General features: G+C 69.8%; 16 protein-coding genes. 5 read left to right on the plus strand and 11 right to left on the minus strand.

From position 1 onward, the window contains the following. Positions 1 to 23 precede the first annotated feature (23 nt). The gene (locus CLV01_RS26685) at positions 24 to 1,439 is read right to left on the minus strand and encodes an O-acetylhomoserine aminocarboxypropyltransferase/cysteine synthase family protein (RefSeq protein ID WP_099732834.1); all 1,416 of its coding nucleotides are present in this window, start codon (positions 1,437 to 1,439) and stop codon (positions 24 to 26) included. Positions 1,440 to 1,657: 218 nt separating this feature from the next. Here CLV01_RS26685 and CLV01_RS26690 point away from each other — a divergent pair, with 218 nt between their 5' ends. From CLV01_RS26690 to CLV01_RS26705, 4 genes are read left to right on the plus strand one after another with little or no spacing between them, the layout of a single operon-like run. Next, positions 1,658 to 2,764, plus strand: coding sequence for an ABC transporter substrate-binding protein (locus CLV01_RS26690; protein ID WP_099732833.1), 1,107 nt, complete (start codon positions 1,658 to 1,660; stop codon positions 2,762 to 2,764). Further along, positions 2,761 to 3,816, plus strand: coding sequence for an ABC transporter permease (locus CLV01_RS26695; protein ID WP_099732832.1), 1,056 nt, complete (start codon positions 2,761 to 2,763; stop codon positions 3,814 to 3,816). Before CLV01_RS26690 ends, CLV01_RS26695 begins: the two co-directional genes overlap by 4 nt. Then, complete coding sequence (locus CLV01_RS26700; protein WP_013800718.1) at positions 3,810 to 4,631, plus strand: ABC transporter ATP-binding protein; 822 nt, start codon at positions 3,810 to 3,812, stop codon at positions 4,629 to 4,631. The genes CLV01_RS26695 and CLV01_RS26700 overlap by 7 nt, the downstream gene beginning before the upstream one ends. Positions 4,632 to 4,643: 12 nt before the next feature. Then, a complete protein-coding gene (locus CLV01_RS26705; RefSeq protein ID WP_099732831.1) occupies positions 4,644 to 5,891 on the plus strand; it encodes a c-type cytochrome in 1,248 nt (415 codons plus the stop codon). 4 nt (positions 5,892 to 5,895) lie between these two features. On the opposite strand, the gene CLV01_RS26710 is transcribed toward CLV01_RS26705, so the two are convergent. The 10 genes from CLV01_RS26710 to CLV01_RS26750 form a co-directional block, all read right to left on the minus strand. Next, complete coding sequence (locus CLV01_RS26710; protein WP_099732830.1) at positions 5,896 to 7,617, minus strand: ABC transporter ATP-binding protein; 1,722 nt, start codon at positions 7,615 to 7,617, stop codon at positions 5,896 to 5,898. Then, positions 7,614 to 9,356 (minus strand): ABC transporter ATP-binding protein, encoded by a 1,743-nt coding sequence (locus tag CLV01_RS26715; RefSeq protein ID WP_099732829.1) that lies wholly within the window; start codon positions 9,354 to 9,356, stop codon positions 7,614 to 7,616. The genes CLV01_RS26710 and CLV01_RS26715 overlap by 4 nt, the downstream gene beginning before the upstream one ends. After that, positions 9,353 to 10,180 carry an ABC transporter ATP-binding protein gene (locus CLV01_RS26720; RefSeq protein ID WP_013800714.1) on the minus strand — a complete coding sequence of 276 codons (828 nt, stop codon included), beginning with the start codon at positions 10,178 to 10,180 and terminating at the stop codon, positions 9,353 to 9,355. The genes CLV01_RS26715 and CLV01_RS26720 overlap by 4 nt, the downstream gene beginning before the upstream one ends. Positions 10,181 to 10,182: 2 nt before the next feature. Beyond that, complete coding sequence (locus CLV01_RS26725; RefSeq protein WP_081816194.1) at positions 10,183 to 11,274, minus strand: FecCD family ABC transporter permease; 1,092 nt, start codon at positions 11,272 to 11,274, stop codon at positions 10,183 to 10,185. Further along, a complete protein-coding gene (locus CLV01_RS26730; protein ID WP_218968200.1) occupies positions 11,271 to 12,131 on the minus strand; it encodes an ABC transporter substrate-binding protein in 861 nt (286 codons plus the stop codon). Before CLV01_RS26730 ends, CLV01_RS26725 begins: the two co-directional genes overlap by 4 nt. Then, positions 12,110 to 12,412, minus strand: a complete 303-nt coding sequence (locus CLV01_RS29345; protein WP_218968201.1) for a hypothetical protein — start codon at positions 12,410 to 12,412, stop codon at positions 12,110 to 12,112. The genes CLV01_RS26730 and CLV01_RS29345 overlap by 22 nt, the downstream gene beginning before the upstream one ends. Before the next feature lie 149 nt (positions 12,413 to 12,561). After that, positions 12,562 to 14,763 (minus strand): TonB-dependent siderophore receptor, encoded by a 2,202-nt coding sequence (locus tag CLV01_RS26735; protein WP_099732827.1) that lies wholly within the window; start codon positions 14,761 to 14,763, stop codon positions 12,562 to 12,564. 106 nt (positions 14,764 to 14,869) lie between these two features. Continuing rightward, entirely contained in the window at positions 14,870 to 15,718 is an 849-nt protein-coding gene (locus tag CLV01_RS26740) for a helix-turn-helix transcriptional regulator (protein ID WP_071956799.1), read from the minus strand. 69 nt (positions 15,719 to 15,787) lie between these two features. Beyond that, entirely contained in the window at positions 15,788 to 16,072 is a 285-nt protein-coding gene (locus CLV01_RS26745; protein WP_043822145.1) for a type II toxin-antitoxin system RelE/ParE family toxin, read from the minus strand. After that, positions 16,069 to 16,350, minus strand: a complete 282-nt coding sequence (locus CLV01_RS26750) for an antitoxin of toxin-antitoxin stability system (protein ID WP_099732826.1) — start codon at positions 16,348 to 16,350, stop codon at positions 16,069 to 16,071. Before CLV01_RS26750 ends, CLV01_RS26745 begins: the two co-directional genes overlap by 4 nt. A 252-nt stretch (positions 16,351 to 16,602) precedes the next feature. Between CLV01_RS26750 and CLV01_RS26755 the strand changes: the two genes are divergently transcribed. After that, a complete protein-coding gene (locus CLV01_RS26755) occupies positions 16,603 to 17,076 on the plus strand; it encodes a (2Fe-2S)-binding protein (protein WP_012207419.1) in 474 nt (157 codons plus the stop codon). Positions 17,077 to 17,088 lie beyond the last annotated feature (12 nt).

Here is a 17,088-nt window from a genome sequence, read left to right on the forward strand (position 1 = left end):
GGGAAGTGGGAAGGAAGGGGCGCTCAGGCCACCAGGCGCTGATCGCGGTCTTGCTCGCTGTTTTGTTCGCGGTCTTGTTCGCGTTCGGCAGCCGACACCGCATGGCCCTGCGCCTGCTCCAGCGCCTGCGCCAGGTCGGCCAGCAGGTCCTGCGGGTGCTCTATGCCGATGGACAGGCGCACCAGCCCGGGCGCAATGCCCACGCGTGCCAGCTCCTCGTCGCTGAGCAGGCTGTGCGTGGTCTCGGCAGGAATGGCGGCCAGCGACTTGCTGTCGCCGATGTTGACCAGGCGCAGGAACAGGCGCAGCGCGTCATAGAAGGCGCGCGCCGCCGGCCGGCCGCCGCGCAGCTCGAAGCCCAGCAGCGCCGGCACATGCCCGCCGCGCAGCTGGCGCAGGGCCAGCGCGTGGTCGGCGTGGCCGCTCTGGCTGGCGTGGTGTATGCGCTCCACCAGAGGATGGCGCTGCAGGAAATCGATCACGGCCAGCGTGTTGCGGCTGGCGCGCTCCTGGCGCAGGCCCAGCGTCTCCAGGCCCTGCAGCAGCAGGAAGGCGCTGTGCGGCGCCAGCGCCGCCCCGCAGTTGCGCAGCAGCACGGCACGGGCCCTCGCGATGAAGGCGCGGTCTGGAAATTTCTCTGTGAAGACAAAGCCCTGGTAGGCCGGCTCGGGCGCGCTGAACTGCGGGTAGCGCCCCGCGTGCGCCACCCAGTCGAAGCGGCCGCTGTCCACGATCAGCCCGCCCAGCACATTGCCGTGGCCGCCGATGGCCTTGGTGGCCGAGTGCACGACGATGTCGGCGCCCCAGTCGAAGGGCCGCAGCAGCAGCGGCGAAGCCACGGTGTTGTCCACCACCAGGGCCACGCCCGCCGCATGGCTGATATCGGCCAGCTGGCGCAGGTCGGCAATGCCGCCCGATGGATTGCCCACGGACTCCACGAACACGGCCTTGGTGCGCGGCCCTATCGCCCGGCGCAACGCCTGGAAATCATCCTTTGCCACGGCCGTGCTCTGCACGCCGCGCGAGGCCAGCACATGGGCGATGAAGTTGTGCGTGCCGCCATACAGCTGCGAGGCCACGACCACATGGTCGCCCGCACTGGCCAGCGTGGCCAGCGCCACATCGATGGCGGCCATGCCCGAGGCCAGGGCCAGCGCGGCCACGCCGCCTTCGAGAGCCGCAATGCGCTGCTCCAGCACCGCCAGCGTGGGGTTGGCCGTGCGCGAGTACACATCGCCCTCCTCCACCAGGCCGAACAGGTTGGCGCCGTGCTGGGCGCTGTCGAACACGAAGGAGGTGCTCTGGTAGATGGGCACGGCCGCGCTGCGCTGCTGCTCTCGCCCCCTGTAGCCGGCGTGCAGGGCCTGGGTGTCCTGCTGCCACAGCGCATCGCTGGCTGCGTCGTGCGGGGCGGACTCGGTGCCGGTCGCTGAGGTCATGCATGGACTCCGTATGAGTGGTCGATGCAGCCCATTATTCGAAGCCCGCGCACTGCGCACTACGAAGAAAAACGCGTTCGCTTATTCGGTTTGCGCATGTCGCCGGGCCGCGCCCTTCCTAGTTGCCACGCACATATGGATGCGCGTTTTGCGTCGTTGGAAACACGGCACTCAGCGGACAGCATCGGCAGTCCCGAAACTGCTTTGGAGGGAGTTCCATGACCCGCAAGACCCAGACCGAGATCGACAGGACCCAGGACAGCCGCTGCGCCCATGGCGCCGATTGCGATGCTTTCGGGGCGCTCGATGCTCCCGAGGCATCCGAGCCCTCGCTCTCGCGCCGCACCCTGATCCGCGCCGGCGCCGCAGCCGGCGCGCTGGGATCGGCCGCCTGGTTCAGCGGCCGCGCCGGGGCGCAGCCGCGCCAGAAGATCACCTTTGCCTGGAGCCAGGCCAGCTTCTGCCATTCGCCCATTCCCGTGGCGCTGGAGCGCGGCTTCTTCGAGCGCAACGGCCTGGACGTGGAACTGCTGAACTGGGGCGGCTCGGCCGACCAGTTGCTGGAGGCGCTGGCCACGGGCAAGGCCGATGCGGGCGCGGGCCTGATCCACCGCTGGATCAAGCCGCTGGAGGCGGGGCTGGATGTCAAGCTCATCGGTAGCGTGCACGGCGGCTGCCTGCGCCTGGTGGGCCTGAAGTCGGCCGGCGTCACGCTGGACCCCAGCACGCTCAAGGGCAAGACCATCGGCGTGGCCGACCTCAACAGCCCGGCCAAGCAGTTCTATTCCATCCACCTGGCCAAGCGCGGCCTGGATGTGGACAAGGACATCGAATGGCGCGTCTACCCGGCCGACCTGCTGGATGTGGCCGCCAAGAAGGGCGAGATCCAGGCCATTGCCGACGGCGACCCCAATCTCTACCTGATCGAGAAACGCAACCCCGGCACCTTCCTCGAACTGGGCAACAGCGCCAAGAACGAGTACGCCGAAAGCATTTGCTGCGTGATCGGCGCAGGCGCAAAGTTCGCCCGGGCCAACAAGCCCGCTGCGGCCAGCGTGGTGCGCGCGCTGACCCAGGCCTCGGACTACATCGCCGAGAACCCCAACGAAACGGCGAAGATCTTTGCCAAGTACTCGCCCAAGGTGCCCGTCGAGGACCTGCAGCGCCTGCTGGCCGAGCTGACCTTCAAGCACCATCCGCACGGCAAGCCGCTGCGCGACGAGGTCCAGGCCTTTGCGGCCGACTTCCGCACGGCCGGCGTGCTCAAGAAGCAGACCGACCCTGGCCGCTTTGCCAGTCACATCACGCTGGACGTCCTCGCATGAGCACCGCAAGACCACGCTGGCGCCTGGGCGCCACGGATGCCGCACCCGGCCTGGAACGGGAACAGGCGCAGGGCACGCGCAAGACAGGCCCCTGGCGCACCGGCCTGCTGGCCGCCGCCGCCTGGGCCGGCCTGGGCATGCTGACTCTGTTGTGGCCCAACAAGGAGATCGGCTTCAGCGAATGGGCGTTCACGCAGGAGTTCGGCATTGCCGCCCTGGCCGTGGCCCTGTTGCTGCTGGCATCGGCCGTGCTGCCTGTGCGACCCGTACGGGCAGCACGGCGCATCGACCGCTGGCTGCGCCCGGCCGGTGCCTGGCTGGTGGCCGCGCCGCTGCTGCTGGCGCTGTGGGAGACGCTGACGGCCAAGCTCGGCGCGCTGCCGCCGCCGTTCTTCGCACCGCCGCAAAGCCTGATCGATGTGGTCCATGAGGACTGGCAGCGCCTGGGCCTGTCCACGCTGTATTCGCTGCGGCTGCTGCTCAACGGCATCGTGTTCGGCGCGGTGATCGGCTTTCTCACGGGCGTGTGGATAGGCTGGTCGCGCATCGCGGGCTACTGGGTGCATCCGCTGCTGCGCTTCCTGGGGCCGGTGCCGGCCTCGGCCCTGCTGCCGCTGGCCTTTTTCTTCGCGCCGTCGAGCTACTCGGCAGCCGTGTTCCTGGTGGCGCTGGCCACGTTCTTTCCGGTGGCCGTGCTGACCTGGTCGGGCGTGGCATCGGTCAGCAAGAGCTACTACGACGTGGCGCGCACGCTGGGCGCATCGCCCTGGTTCCTGGTGCTGCGCGTGGCCATCCCGGCCGCCCTGCCCCAGGTCTTCGTGGGCCTGTTCATGGGGCTGGGCGCCTCGTTCTCGGTGCTGATCACGGCCGAGATGATGGGCGTGAAGGCCGGCCTGGGCTGGTATCTGCAGTGGGCCCAGGGCTGGGCAGCCTACGCCAACATGTACACGGCGCTGCTGGTGATGGCCGTGCTGTGCTCGGGCCTGATCACGCTGCTGTTCACCGTGCGCGACCGCACGCTGTCGTGGCAGAAGGGAACCGTCAAATGGTGATTGCCGCAGAACACGCCGCCAACGCCGCAGCCACGCCCGCCATCGCCGGGGCGGCCCTAGCCGGGGCGGCCATCGATGTGCAGGCCGTCAGCCACTGGTTCGGCCAGGGGCAGGGCGCGCTGCAGGTGCTCGACGAGGTCAGCCTGCAGGTGCGGCCCGGCGAGTTCGTCGCCCTGCTGGGCCCCAGCGGCTGCGGCAAGTCCACGCTGCTGCGCCTGGTGGCCGGGCTGGACGCGCCCACGGCCGGCGCCGTGGCGCAGGACGGCACGGCCATCACCGAGCCCGATCCCTCGCGCATCGTCGTCTTCCAGGACCCCACGCTGTTTCCCTGGCGCACGGTGCGCGGCAACGTGGCCCTGGGCCTGCAGGCACGCGGCCTGCTGGACAGCCAGGCCCACCGCGTTGACGAGGCCCTGCGCCTTGTCGGGCTGGAAGAGTTTGCGGACAGCCATCCCCACCAGCTGTCGGGCGGCATGGCCCAGCGCGCGGCCCTGGCGCGCGCCCTGGTCAACGACCCGCGCCTGCTGATCCTGGACGAGCCGCTGGGCAAGCTCGACTCGCTGACGCGGCTGGCCATGCAAAGCGAGATCCTCAAGATCTGGCAGCGCGCAGGCTTTTCCGTGCTGCTGGTCACCCACGATGTGGAAGAGGCCCTCTTCCTGGCCCACCGCGTGCTGGTCTTCAGCCAGCGGCCCGCCCGCATCGTGGCCGAGATCGATGTGGACCTGCCCTACCCGCGCCAGCGCGGCCACGCCCGCCTGTCCGAGCTGCGCCACGAGGCCCTGCGCCACCTGGGCCTGGACCAGACCTGGTAGCGCCCGCCTCCGATGCAACGCAGCGACTCCCCCGACTGGCTCAACCCCTTGATCGGCGCCATGCAGCAGGCCCAGGTCGGCCTGCTGCAGCTGCTGCACGGCCTGGGCCTGGCCGGCACGGTGGATGGGCAGCCCGCCTGGCCCTGGGCCCTGCGCCTGTCCGGCGAAAACCTGGTGATCGACCTGGGCCAGGCCCGGGGCCTGCTGTGGTCGCTGGCGGCCGTGGCCACCGCCATCGTTTTGCTGGCCCTGGCCCTGGCGCTGGCCCTGGTTCTGCGCCGCATCCGCCTGCCGGCCCTGGTGCTGACCGCGCTGGCCGCGCTCGCCCTGCTGCTGGCCCCCTGGCCGCGTGCCGACCTGATCCTGGTGCCCGCGCATGCCACCAGCTTCCATGCCTCGCCCACGGGCTTCAGCGTGGAGAGCATTGCGCGCGGCGGCGCCGTCTATGCCCAGCACTGCACGGCCTGCCACGGTGCCGATGGCCGGGGCCACGGCCCGCTGGCCGCCAGCCAGCCGGTCTGGCCCCCCAACTTCACCAGCCCGCTGCTGTGGCGCCGCGCCGATGGGGAATTGCTCTGGGCCATTCTTCATGACCGCCGCCCCGTGGAGTCTGGCGACGGCGCACGGGCACACGGCCAGGCCGACCGGCTGTCCAGCGACGACGCCTGGGCCTTGATCGACTTCATGAAGGCCCGCGCCGCAGGCCAGATGCTGCAGATCGCCGGCAACTGGCCCTATCCCGTGGGACTTCCCGACATGGCCGTGCAGTGCGCAGGCCAGCCCGCACGCCGCCTGAGCACCTGGCAAAGCCGCCAGCAGCGGCTGAGGGTGGTGGCAGGCAACGGCCCGGTGCAGGAAGACCCGCGCCTGGTCAGCCTGCAGCTGTCGCCCGATGGCGGCAACCGCGCCGCCAGCGCACTGGACTGCACCGTCAACGACCCGCGCGCCTGGCAGGCCATGGCCCTGCTCAGCGGCTCGGAGCAGCTGCAGGGCATGCAATGGCTGGGCGACCGCAGCGGCTGGCTGCGCGCGCTATCGCGTCCGGGCGCCCAGGGCTGGTCGGAGGACGACCTGGTCTGCCGCACGGACACGCCCGCGAGGACGACGGTCGAGGCGACGACGGCCGCTGCGGCAACCGCCGGCCCGTCCGATGGCCCGTCCGATGGCTCACCCGACGGCTCATCCGACGGCCTCGGGGCCCTGATCGCTCGCATGGATGCCGAACCCGTGCGGTTCATCAAGGGTGGGTTTGTGCACTGAGGGATCAGGCATCCGCCGCCATCAAGCTGGCATAGGCGCCCTGGCGCGCGAGCAACTCCCGGTGGGTGCCCTGCTCCACGATGCGGCCGCCCTCCAGCAGAGCCACGCGGTCGGCGCGGGCCAGCATGGCGGGCCGGTGGGCGATGAGCAGCACGGTACGGTGCTCGCGCAAGGCGTCCAGCGCACGCAGCAGGGCTTGCTCGCTTTCGCTGTCGAGATGGGAGGAAGCCTCGTCCAGCACCAGCACGGGGGCACCGGTCAGCAGCGCGCGCGCCAGGGCGATGCGCTGGCGCTGGCCCCCCGACAGGCCCATGCCTTGTTCGCCACAGCGCGTGGCATGGCCTTGCGGCAGCCCGCTGATGAAGCCATGGGCCTGCGCCAGCATGGCGGCCTGCTGTACCTCGTCATCGCTGGCGTCAGGCCGGCCCAGGCGGATGTTGTCGGCGATGGAGATGTCGAACAAATGCACCTCCTGGCGGACCACGGCAAGTTGCTGCCGCAGCACGGCCAGCGGCAATTCACGAATGTCCATGCCGCCCATGCGCAGGCTGCCGGCTTCGGGCTCACCCAGGCGTTGCAACAGCTGCACGCAGCTGCTTTTGCCGGCGCCGGACGCGCCGGCCAGGGCCACCATTTCGCCAGGCCGCAGGGACAGGTCCAGTCCGCGCAGCACGGGTACGCCGCCACGCTGCCAATGCACACCGCAGAAGTCCAGCGACGCCGTGGCCGGCGCCTCACGGGTTCCGCTGTCCGCAATGCGCCGGGGCTGGCGCAGCAGTTGCACGATGCGGTCGGCACCAGCCTTCACATCGCCCAGCCTGCGCGCGGCCTGCGCCACTTCGGCCAGCGGCGCCAGCGCCATGCCGGCCAGTACCACCACGGCCGGCAGCCAAGCGGCATCGATGTGCCCCTGGTCCAGCAGCCAGGCGGCCACGGCAGCCATGGCCAGGGCCGACACGGCCGGCAACGGGTCCGCGGTGGCCAGTTGGCCCGCAGCAAGCGACGCATGCCTGCGCACCTGCGGGGACAGCGCCGCAGCCTTGGCACGCATGCGTGCCAGCCAGCGCGGGCCGGCCTCCAGCAGCGCCAGTTCACGCAGCCCGCGCAGGCCTTCCACCACATCGGCATTGAGTTCGCCCTGCGCCGCTGCCAGCGCCCTGGCCTGCCGCTGCGCCTTGCCGGCCAGCCACCAGGACACCAGCACCGGCAAGGCAACGAAGGGCAGCCAGGCCAGGGCGAGCAGCGGATGCAGCCAGGCCAGCAGGCCCAGCGCGGCCAGCGGCACGCACAGGGCGCCCGACAGCTCGCCCAGCATGTGGGCGTAGAAGTGCTCCATCAGCTCGGCATCGGCCGTGGCCGTGGCGGCGATGTCGCCGCTGCGCTGCGGGCCGGCCGCATTGCCTGCGCCCCGCTCCAGCCCGTCGTAGATGCCCAGCTGCAGTGTTTCTATCAACGCAAACGCCAGCGCATGGGAGGCATGGGTCTGCCACCATTGGCTGAGCGCGGCCACCAGCGCCGTCAAGGCCAATGCGCCCAGTGCCGGTTGCAGCGCAGTCCACGGCGCGCCCATGGCGGCCTGTCCGGCAATCCAGGCAGCCAGCACCCAGGCGCCGACCACGGTAGCCTGCGCCAGCGCGGCGGCCAGCAACGCCGCTGCCAGCAGGCGCTTGTGCGACGCCACCGGCGCCAGCAGGCCGGCCCAGCTGCGGGGTTCATCGCGGATCATGCGGCCACCTCCGTCGTCCTTTTGGCCTGCGACGCCGCCCAGAGCCGTGCATAGCGGCCGCCGCGGCGCAGCAGATCATCGTGCGTGCCCTGTTCGGCCACCCGGCCGTTTTCCAATACCACGATGCGGTCCGCCTCGCGCGCCGTCTCCAGGCGGTGCGCGGCCATGACGAGAGTGCGGCGGCCCCGCAATGGCCGCAACACCTGCAGCAAGGCCTGCTCCGTGCGTGGATCTGCGCTGGAGGTGGGCTCGTCCAGCAACAGCACGGGCGCACGCCTGAGCAAGGCACGCGCCAGGGCCAACCGCTGGCGCTGCCCGCCCGACAGGTGCGCGCCGAATTCGCCCACCTCGGTCTGCAGGCCTTGGGGCAGGCTGTCCACCAGATCGGCCAGTTGCACATCACGCAGGACAGCCTTGATGTCACGGAGGCAGGCCTGGGGGCTGGCCATGCGCAGGTTGTCCTCCAGGCTGCCGCTGAACAGCAGCGTGTCCTGGGCGACCAGGGCGACCCTGGAGCGCAACTGCGCCAGGCTCAGCTCCCGCAGGTCCCGGCCGCCCAGGCAGACCATGCCGCGCCGGGGATCGGCGGCGCGCCACAGCAGCGACAGCAGCGTGGACTTGCCGACGCCCGAAGGCCCCACCAGCGCCACCCATTCACCATCGGCGATATCCAGGTCCAGTCCGTGCAGCACCTCGGGCCGCCCCGGTTCCTGCCCCTGGTCATGGGCAAAGCACACCCCGCTCATCGAGATGCGGCCGTCTGCAGGAGCAGGTCCGGGCCGCTGCGGCTCAGGCACGGGCAGCGGCGCGTGCAGCAGCGCGTCGATGGCATGCAGGCCGTCGCGCGCGGCCCAAGCCGCATGAAAGGCTTTCTCCAGCCGCTCCAGCGGCCTGAAGGCCTCACGCGACAGCAGCAGCACGGCCAGCAGCGATGCCGCATCCAGCCGGCCCTGGCCCAGTTGCCAGCTGCCCCACCCCAGGACACTGGCCATGCCGGCCAGGCCAACGAACCGCGTCAGGCCGGTGCGCAGCAAGGTGGCGCGCAGCGTGTGCATGGACTCGGCACGCAGGCGGGCGGCCTGTTCGGCCAGACGCATGCGCCAACGCGCCGAGGCGCCAAAGGCCCAAAGGGTCTCCATGCCGCGCAGGCTGTCCAGCAGCTGCGCCCCAAAGGCAGCCAGGGCCGCCATGACGCCGCTGGCCCCGGGCATGTGCCGGCGCAGCCACAGCCGGTCCAGCAGCGGCTGGCCCAGCACGAACACGGCCAGCAGCAGCGCGCAGCCTGCATCCACCCAGGCCAGGGCGCCCAGCGCCAGCGCGCAGCCGAGCACGGCTCCCAGCAGGCTGGGAACATGGCGGCTGGCATGGACCTGCACGGCATCGACAGCCGCAACCAGCGTGGCCTGCAGCTCGCCCGTGGGGCGGGCCGCAGCCCAGGCCGGCCCCAGGCGCATCAACCGGGCCAGCAGGCGTTCGCGCAGCACGGCGCGCGTGCGCATGCCCACCTGCTGCGCCCACCACTCTTCCAGCCACACCAGGACGCCGCGCAGCACCAGGGCCGCCAGACCGATCGCCAGCCAGGGATGCAGCGACGCCCCCTCCATGGCCTGGGCCAGCAGTCGAGCAAGGCACAGCGCGTGCACCACCAGCATGGCCTGGGCCAGCAGCCCGCAGGCCACCGTGGCCGCCAGCTGCGCGCGCGAGCGCGACACCATCCAACGTTCCAGCGAGGTGCTCATGACGGCTCCTGCCCACGGCCGCCCAGCGCGTGCCTCACGGCGACCAGACGCCGGCCGTTGACCGTTTCCACGACAGCCTGCACGCGGTAGACCTCGTGCAGCAGGGCGCTGTCCACCACCTCGACGGGGCTGCCGGCACGCACCACGCGGCCCTGGTCCAGCACCATGATCCGGTCTGCCCAGCCCATGGCCAGGTTGATGTCGTGCAGCACGGCCAGCACCACCAGTTGCCGCTCGTGTGCGATCTCGGTCACCACGTCCAGCACGCGGTGCTGGTGGTAGAGGTCCAGGGCGCTGGTCGGCTCGTCGAGCAGCAGCAGGCGCGGACGGCGCACCAGGGCCTGGGCCAGACCCACCATCTGGCGCTGGCCACCCGACAGCGCAGCCAGCGGCCGGTCGGCCAGGGCCGTCAGCTCCAGGCGCTGCAGCACCTGCTCCACGGCGGTCTCGGCCTCATGCGTGCCGGCCAACGGCCAGCCACGGGCCGCCTGTGCGGGCTCGCCGGCCATGGCCGCGCTGAGCACGGACTCGAACACCGCCAGTCGCGAGCGTTCGGGCAGGCTTTGCGGCACATAGACCACCTGGCGCGCGCGCTGCAACGGCGGCTGGGAAGACAGCAGCACCGTGCCCAGGCGCACCTCGCCGCGCATGCGCTGCAAGCCTGCAATGCCGCGCAGCAGCGTGGATTTGCCTGCGCCATTGGGCCCCACCAGCGCGTTGACCGAACCCGCAGCCAAGGGCCCCAGAGTGGCACCGCGCAGCACGGGAGCTGCGCCATAGCCCATGTGCACATCGCTGACATGCAGCGCGTCGCGGAATGGCATGCTCAGCGCTCCTGCCGGCCCGTGCGGGCAACGATGGCCATGAAAAAGGGAATGCCCACCAGCGAGGTCACGATGCCCACGGGCACCAGCACGCCCTCGATCAGCGTCTTGCTGGCCACCGAGGCCATGGACAGGATCAGTGCCCCCGCCAGCGCCGAGGCCGGCAGCAGCACGCGGTGGTCGTCGCCCACCAGCATGCGCGCGATGTGCGGTGCGATCAGCCCCACGAATCCTATGGTGCCCACGAAGGAGACGGCCACGCCCGACAGCAGGCTGATGCGCAGCAGCGCCCAGCCTCTCAGCGCCGTGACCGGCACGCCCAGGCTGCGCGCGCGGTCCTCGCCCAGCGTGAGCGCGGTCAGCGACCAGCTCTGGCTCCAGGACCAGGGCAGGCACAGCGCCAGCACGGCGGCCATGACGGCAATCCGGTCCCAGGAGGCGCGTGCCAGGCTGCCCAGGGTCCAGAAGACCAGCTGCTGCAAGGTGTTCTGGTCGGCCACGAACTGCAGCAGTGCCACCAGGGCGTTGAAGCTGAACACCAGGGCGATGCCGAACAGCACCAGGCTTTGCACGCCAAATCCGCGCCACATGGCCAGCCCGTACAGCAGGCCCACCGACAGCAGCGCGAAGAGGAAGGCGTTGAGAGACACCACGTACTGCGCCGGCACGCCCGGCACGCCCAGTCCCAGCACGATGGCCAGGGCCGCGCCAAAGGCGGCGGCCGCCGACACGCCCAGCGTGAACGGGCTGGCCAGCGCATTGGCCAGCACGGTCTGCATCTCCGCGCCAGCCAGCGCCAGCGCCGCACCCACCAGCACGGCCATCAGCGCATAGGGCAGGCGCACGTTCCAGACGATGACGGCCTCCACGCGCGACACGCTGCCCGGATCGCCCAGCACCTGCCACAGCCGTGCCAGCCCCATGCCCGACGGGCCGGTGGCCACGTCCAGTGCCAGGCTGGCCAGCAGCGCCAGGGCCAGCAGCGCCAGCACCAGCCCGTGGCGGGCATGGCGGCGGCGGTAGCGCTGCGCGGCACCGGCCGCCGCAGCGCCCGTCTCTGCCGCCACGGCACTGGCCTCCATGGCCGCGCTCATCGGCCGGCCCCGGAAGGCAGGTCGGTCAGCAGCACGCCGGTCATCGGAATCGGCATGAAGCGCTCGTACAGCTCACGCCGCGTGCGCAGCGGGTCGATGTCGGCAAAGAGTTCGGGATGCAGCCACTTGGCCAGCGCCTCGACGGCAATCACATGCTCCGGCGAGTCGTAGAAGATGTGCCACAGGCCGTGCACGCGCCCCTTTCGGACGGCGGACAGCTCGCGCGTTTGGGCACGCTGCGCCACCGTAGCCAGGCTGGCCTGCGCCTGGGCAGGCGTGGCCTGGTAGCCCAGCGTCACGCCGCCCTGGCCGCTGGCGAAGACGCCCGTGGCCACATAGACGGCAGGATCGCGCGACAGCACATATTCGAGGTTCAGCGTACCGATGGGACCGGGAATGCGGCCGGCGCCGATGTTGTCGCCACCGGCCAGCTCCACCATTTCCCCGAAATTGCCCTTGCCCGGCGAGCCACAGCAGTCGCGCAGACCGGCCAGCATGTCGATGAAGATGGCGGGCCGCTGGAACCCGTCCTTCCTGCGCGCCGCCGCGACTCGCTGGCGCACGCGCTCGATGCGCTGTTCGTAGAAGGCGATGAAGTCCTCGGCGCGCTGCTGGCGGCCCAGCACCTGGCCCATCAGGCGCAGGCTGGGCACGGTATGGGTCAGCGGATGCTGGCTGAAATCCACAAAGACCACAGGCACGCCCGCCGCCTGCAGCTGGCGCACGGCCTCGCTGTCGGGCGCGGGCCCGTGACCGCCCGAGACGGCCATGAAGGCCACGTCGGGACGCACGGCCAGGGCCTGTTCCACGTTGAAACTTTCGGGCGTGGCGCCGCCTACCAGCGGCAGTTTCTCCATGGCAGGAAAGGCCTTGGAGAAAGCCGCATAGCCCTGGGTATCGAGCAGGCGGAAATCCCCTGCCAACCCGCCACGCGCTCCACCGCCTGCCGGCCTTCCAGCAGGGCCATGGTGTAGACCATGCGCCCCTCGCCCAACAGCACGCGCTGCACGCGGTCCGGCACCTGCACGCTGCGCCCCGCCATGTCCGTCACGGTCAAGGCCTGGGCCAGCCCACTCCAAAGCGCCAGCGCCGCCACCGCAGCGCGCAACCCGCGCCGCATTCCTGTCTGTATTTGCATATGTTTTCTTCTCTCAGTCGTTGCCGGCATACCCAATGCAACCGGCGCGCCCCAAAGCCTGGGACAGCAAGCAAGGGCCTGAGCCGGCCGCAACGCCCCGCAGCGAGGCTGCCGCCCCTCAGGGGAATGCCGCAAAGCGGCTCAGGGGGTCAAAACCGGCCGCGCAAGCTCACCTGCACATTGCGTGGCTCGCCATAGACATTGCCGAAGTTGGCCGGCCCGAATCCACCGCTGCCCAGGCGCGTGTAGTAGCTGCGGTCGAACAGGTTGCTGACGTTCAGCGCCGCACTCCACTGCGGGCTGATGCGGTAGCCCACGCGCAGGCTGGCCGTGGCGTAGCCGCCCTGGGTGGCTCGAACAAGGGGCTTGCCGCCCTCGCTGTAGGTGCCGCTTTGGACGTTGATGCCGCCGCCCACATCCCAGGCGTTGAGCGCGCCCGGCAGCCGGTATGTGGTCCACAGCCGCAGCAGATGCCGGGGACTGAAGGTCCTGAAGGACTGGCCCTGATAGCTGGGATCGCGCTTGTATTCGCTGGTGTTGTAGGTGTAGCCGGCCATGGCCTGCCAGCCCGGGGCTATCTGTCCCGCCAGCTCGGCGTCGAAGCCCTGGCTCTGCACCTTGCCCTGCGCGGCGTAGCAGCAGCTGTCCACGATGACGGGCGACACGGCCACGGCGCGGTTGCTCTCCACGATGCGGAAGGCCGCCAGCGCCACCTGCAGCCGGCCATCGTTGAGCGAGCCCTTGATGCCGGCCTCGTAGTTGGCGCCGACCACGGGCGGCAGTCCGCCGCCATCCTCGCCCCGATAGTTGCTCTGCACGCGGAAGATGTCGGCATAGCTGGTGTAGAGCGACCAGCGGGAGTCCAGATCGAAGACCAGGCCCGCGTAGGGCGTGAAGCGGCCGTCCTGCCGGTAGTCCGCCGTCTGCGCGCCCGTGCGCTGGTTGACGGAGTCGGTGCGCCACCAGCTCCAGCGACCGCCCAGCAGTAGCGTCAGGGGATCGGCCAGCTTCAGCCGCGCGGCGCCATAGATGCCGTACTGGCGCGTGCGCGATCGCGAGTCCGATGTCCACTGCACGGCGCCCGGATCGGCGTAGGCGGCCGGGTCGAAGTCGAACACATTGACGGGAATGCCGCCAAAGCCCGGGAGGCTGCCACCTTGCGAGCGCGCGTCGCGGTCGTACCAGTTGGCGCCCAGCACCACCTCGTGGCGCCGGCCCCAGGCCTGCCAGGCCCCGCTGAGCATGGCGTCCAGCGACAGCTGTTCGTTGTCGTAGTCATTGGCGCCGCCCATCAGGCGGGGACCCAGGCCCGTGGCGCGGTCCACCGCGCCCGAGACATAGGCGTACTTGAGCGCGCTGGACTCGCGGTCGGAGACCGCCGCCAGCTTGAGCTGCCAGTCGGCATTGATGGAATGGCTGAGGTCGGCGAAGACCTGGGTGGCCTCGAAGTCCCAGTGCGTCCAGGGCGTGCTCAGGAAGGTGCTGCGTGCCAGCCCCAGGTCGCCGCCGTCGGCGTAGCGCGGCACGCCCATCATGGGCGGCACCCAGTCGCGCGTCTGGTGGCCGGCGCCCAAGGAGACGGTGGTGGCCGATCCCAGGTCGGCCTCGACGATGCCGTACAGCGAATCGCGCCGGCTGCTGGCATAGCGCACATGGGAGTCGCGCTGGTCGTGCGCGGCCGCCAGCCGGGCACGCACCGACCCATCGGCGTTCAGCGGGGTGCTGTAGTCGATCTCGGCACGGGCCGCATTCCAGGAGCCCAGGCCCAGCGAGCCCGTGAAGCGCCGGTCGCCCGTGGGGCGCTTGCGCACCAGATTGATCACGCCGCCGGGCTGGCCCGCGCCATTGAACAGGCCCGCAGCGCCACGCAGCGTCTCCACATGGTCGAACATCACCATGTCAGGCTGGCTCCAGGAAGCGCCGCCTGTCTGCACGGGAAGGCCGTCGTACTGGAAGTACTCGATGGGATAGCCGCGCGCATAAAAGGCAGGAATGACGCCCGTGCCCGACAGGTCCACGGTCACGCCGGGGGTCTGCGCCATGATCTCGTCCAGCGTGTGCAGGTTCTGGTCCTCGATCTGCTGGCGCGTGATGACGGAGACCGAATGCGGCGTCTCCCTGAGCGTGGCAGGCAGCTTGGTTCCCACCGAGACGCCCGGGGCCGCGTAGCCACCCGTCAGCTCGGTGGGCCGGTCCTTGACCGCCTGGCCCGTGACCTGCACCTCGGGCAGCCTTTCCTCGGCCGCCCGGGCCAGGGCGCACTGGCCCAGGACGCAGACGGCCAGCGCGATCGATGTGATGGAAAAACGGGGCGGGCCGGCATCCCGGTCCGCAGAATCTGGCAGCGACATTCAACCCTCTCGAAGCAAATGAAAATCAATTGCATTCGACTGTAGGCAAGAGCAAGGCTCGCCGCTTTCGCTGGCCGGAGTTTGGCTTTCGCTCGCCGGAGATGGCTCAGCGCAGCAACTCGCTGGGCGCGATGCCGAAGCGCTTGCGAAAGGCCGTCGAGAAATGCGCAATGCTGTAGCCCACTTCCAGCGCCACCTGCGTGACCGAGCAGCCGCCCGAAGTCAGCAGGCCGTAGGCCTGCTCCAGCCTGTGCTGCTGCAGGTGCTCGAACACGCTCATGCCGAACAGCTGGCGAAAGCCGGCCGTGAGCTTGCGCTCGTTGATGCCGGCCTCGCGGGCCAGCTCGGCCAGCGACAGGGGACTGCGAGCGTGCGCCGTGGCCACCTCGCGCGCATGCCAAAGCCGCTCCACATCGGCGCGTGACAGCTCGGCGCCAGCCCCCTGCGCGCCCGCCGCCGGCAGGCACTGCTGGAGCACGGCAGCCGACAGTTCCAGGCTCTTTGCATTGAGGAACAGATCACGCATGGGCCCCTGATAGGGGCAGACCAGAATCTGTGTGGCCAGCGCACGCGCCGTGGCCGACAGCCCCTGGCGCAATACCAGCAGATCGTTGTCGTTGAAGCAGTGGTGGCCGCTGCGCGCGATGAGATCGAGCCCGAAGCCCTGGCGCTCCGCCGCCTCGGCGTCAAAGCCTATGCGCACATAGCGCTGAAGGCTGTGGGATTCATAGCGGTCCAGTCCCTCATGCAGGCCCGTGGCCAGCACCAGGTAGACCCCGGCATCGGACACCTCCATCAGACGGCCGTTGACCCCGGCCTGCACCTTGCTGTTGAGGGCCACGATGATCTGCAGGCCCTGGAACACCGGCGCGCGGACCTCCACAGGCTCCTGCGTCATGCGGCAGCCGGCCGCCAGGCACAGCTGGTTGTCGAATCTGGAATTCCACTGGAACACGTTGCAAATCTATGAATGAGAATTATTCTCAAATCATACGGTCAACGGCCAAGACCTTGCACCGCCTCGTCAATCCTCCAACGGCGGCCACTGGCGCGCGGTGTGCACCAGGGCCAGCACCCAGACCGTCGTGCCATCGATCTCATAGACAAGGCGATAGCTTTCATGGGGGATCAGCTCGCGCGTGCCGGCAATCCTGCCCGCTTTGCCCATCTTGGGATACGCGGCCAACCGGGCCGCTGCGTCGCTGAAAAGCAGGTCCATGCGCAAGGCTGCGCGAGGATTGTCAGCTGCGATGTAGTCCCAGATATCGGCGCGATCCTGCTGCGCCTGCGGCGTCCAGATGACTTTCACGCACGGTCTGCCGCAACCTGACGGCGCCGGGCAGCGAACTCGGCCTCGACTTCCTCATTCGAGCGGCCAAGTCCAGCGCGCATGGAGGCGCGTCCCGCCTCGACCTTGCGCTGCAGATAAGCGTCATATTCGCGCGCCTTGCGGCGCTGCTCAATGTAGTCGCGCATCAACTCCCGCATGACCTGGGATGCGGGCCGGTCCTCGCCTGCGGCTTCGGCCATGAAGTCTTCGCGCAGCTCGGCTTCCAGTTTCATGGTGAAAACGGCTTCCTTGGGCATGATTGACTCCTGTGAAGATACCAACAAAGTATATACATCGTCAGTACCAAACACTCCAGAGACTCAACCGCTCCGCCCCATTCGCAACTTGCACTTGCCAATGCATCAATCAAATCAGGACTAGTTGCAAGCAAGGCCTCTTTCTATATTCGCGCCTCGACGGCGCCCGGCTTCCATGGGCCGCCGCTGCGCACGACACTACTGCGGGGACCCCACCCCTGCCTGACTGACCCACAACAAGGAGAGACTGCGATGACCGATCTCACCATCAACGGCAAGACCGTTTCCATGGACCTGGACCCCGAGACGCCCATTCTGTGGGCCCTGCGCGACACGCTGGAGATGACCGGCACCAAGTTCGGCTGCGGCGCGGCGCTGTGCGGCGCCTGCACGGTGCACATGAATGGCCAGGCCATACGTTCCTGCGTGACGCCGATCTCGGCGGCCGCGGGCCAGAAGATCACCACCATCGAGGCCATGACCTCGGGCTCCGACCGCGTGGGCACCGCTGTGCGCGATGCCTGGGTGCGCCACGACGTGGCCCAGTGCGGCTACTGCCAGAGCGGGCAGATCATGAGCGCCACGGCCTTCCTCAAGTCGCTGCCCAAGGGCAAGAAGCCCAGCGGCGAGGAGATAGACGCGGCCATGGCCGGCAACATCTGCCGCTGTGGAACCTATGCACGCATCCGCACGGCCGTGGCCGATGCCGCGCGCACCCTGGGCTGAACGGAGAACGCC

The sequence above is a fragment of the Delftia sp. 60 genome (assembly GCF_002754395.1).
Classification (GTDB): Bacteria; Pseudomonadota; Gammaproteobacteria; order Burkholderiales; family Burkholderiaceae_C; genus Comamonas; species Comamonas acidovorans.

Coding starts and splice junctions, on each gene's coding strand:
- CLV01_RS26685 (WP_099732834.1), bottom strand. CDS start 1,439: ATGACCTCAGCGACCGGCACCGAGTCCGCCCCGCACGACGCAGCCAGC.
- CLV01_RS26690 (WP_099732833.1), top strand. CDS start 1,658: ATGACCCGCAAGACCCAGACCGAGATCGACAGGACCCAGGACAGCCGC.
- CLV01_RS26695 (WP_099732832.1), top strand. CDS start 2,761: ATGAGCACCGCAAGACCACGCTGGCGCCTGGGCGCCACGGATGCCGCA.
- CLV01_RS26700 (WP_013800718.1), top strand. CDS start 3,810: ATGGTGATTGCCGCAGAACACGCCGCCAACGCCGCAGCCACGCCCGCC.
- CLV01_RS26705 (WP_099732831.1), top strand. CDS start 4,644: ATGCAACGCAGCGACTCCCCCGACTGGCTCAACCCCTTGATCGGCGCC.
- CLV01_RS26710 (WP_099732830.1), bottom strand. CDS start 7,617: ATGATCCGCGATGAACCCCGCAGCTGGGCCGGCCTGCTGGCGCCGGTG.
- CLV01_RS26715 (WP_099732829.1), bottom strand. CDS start 9,356: ATGAGCACCTCGCTGGAACGTTGGATGGTGTCGCGCTCGCGCGCGCAG.
- CLV01_RS26720 (WP_013800714.1), bottom strand. CDS start 10,180: ATGCCATTCCGCGACGCGCTGCATGTCAGCGATGTGCACATGGGCTAT.
- CLV01_RS26725 (WP_081816194.1), bottom strand. CDS start 11,274: ATGAGCGCGGCCATGGAGGCCAGTGCCGTGGCGGCAGAGACGGGCGCT.
- CLV01_RS26730 (WP_218968200.1), bottom strand. CDS start 12,131: ATGGAGAAACTGCCGCTGGTAGGCGGCGCCACGCCCGAAAGTTTCAAC.
- CLV01_RS29345 (WP_218968201.1), bottom strand. CDS start 12,412: ATGCAAATACAGACAGGAATGCGGCGCGGGTTGCGCGCTGCGGTGGCG.
- CLV01_RS26735 (WP_099732827.1), bottom strand. CDS start 14,763: ATGTCGCTGCCAGATTCTGCGGACCGGGATGCCGGCCCGCCCCGTTTT.
- CLV01_RS26750 (WP_099732826.1), bottom strand. CDS start 16,350: ATGCCCAAGGAAGCCGTTTTCACCATGAAACTGGAAGCCGAGCTGCGC.
- CLV01_RS26755 (WP_012207419.1), top strand. CDS start 16,603: ATGACCGATCTCACCATCAACGGCAAGACCGTTTCCATGGACCTGGAC.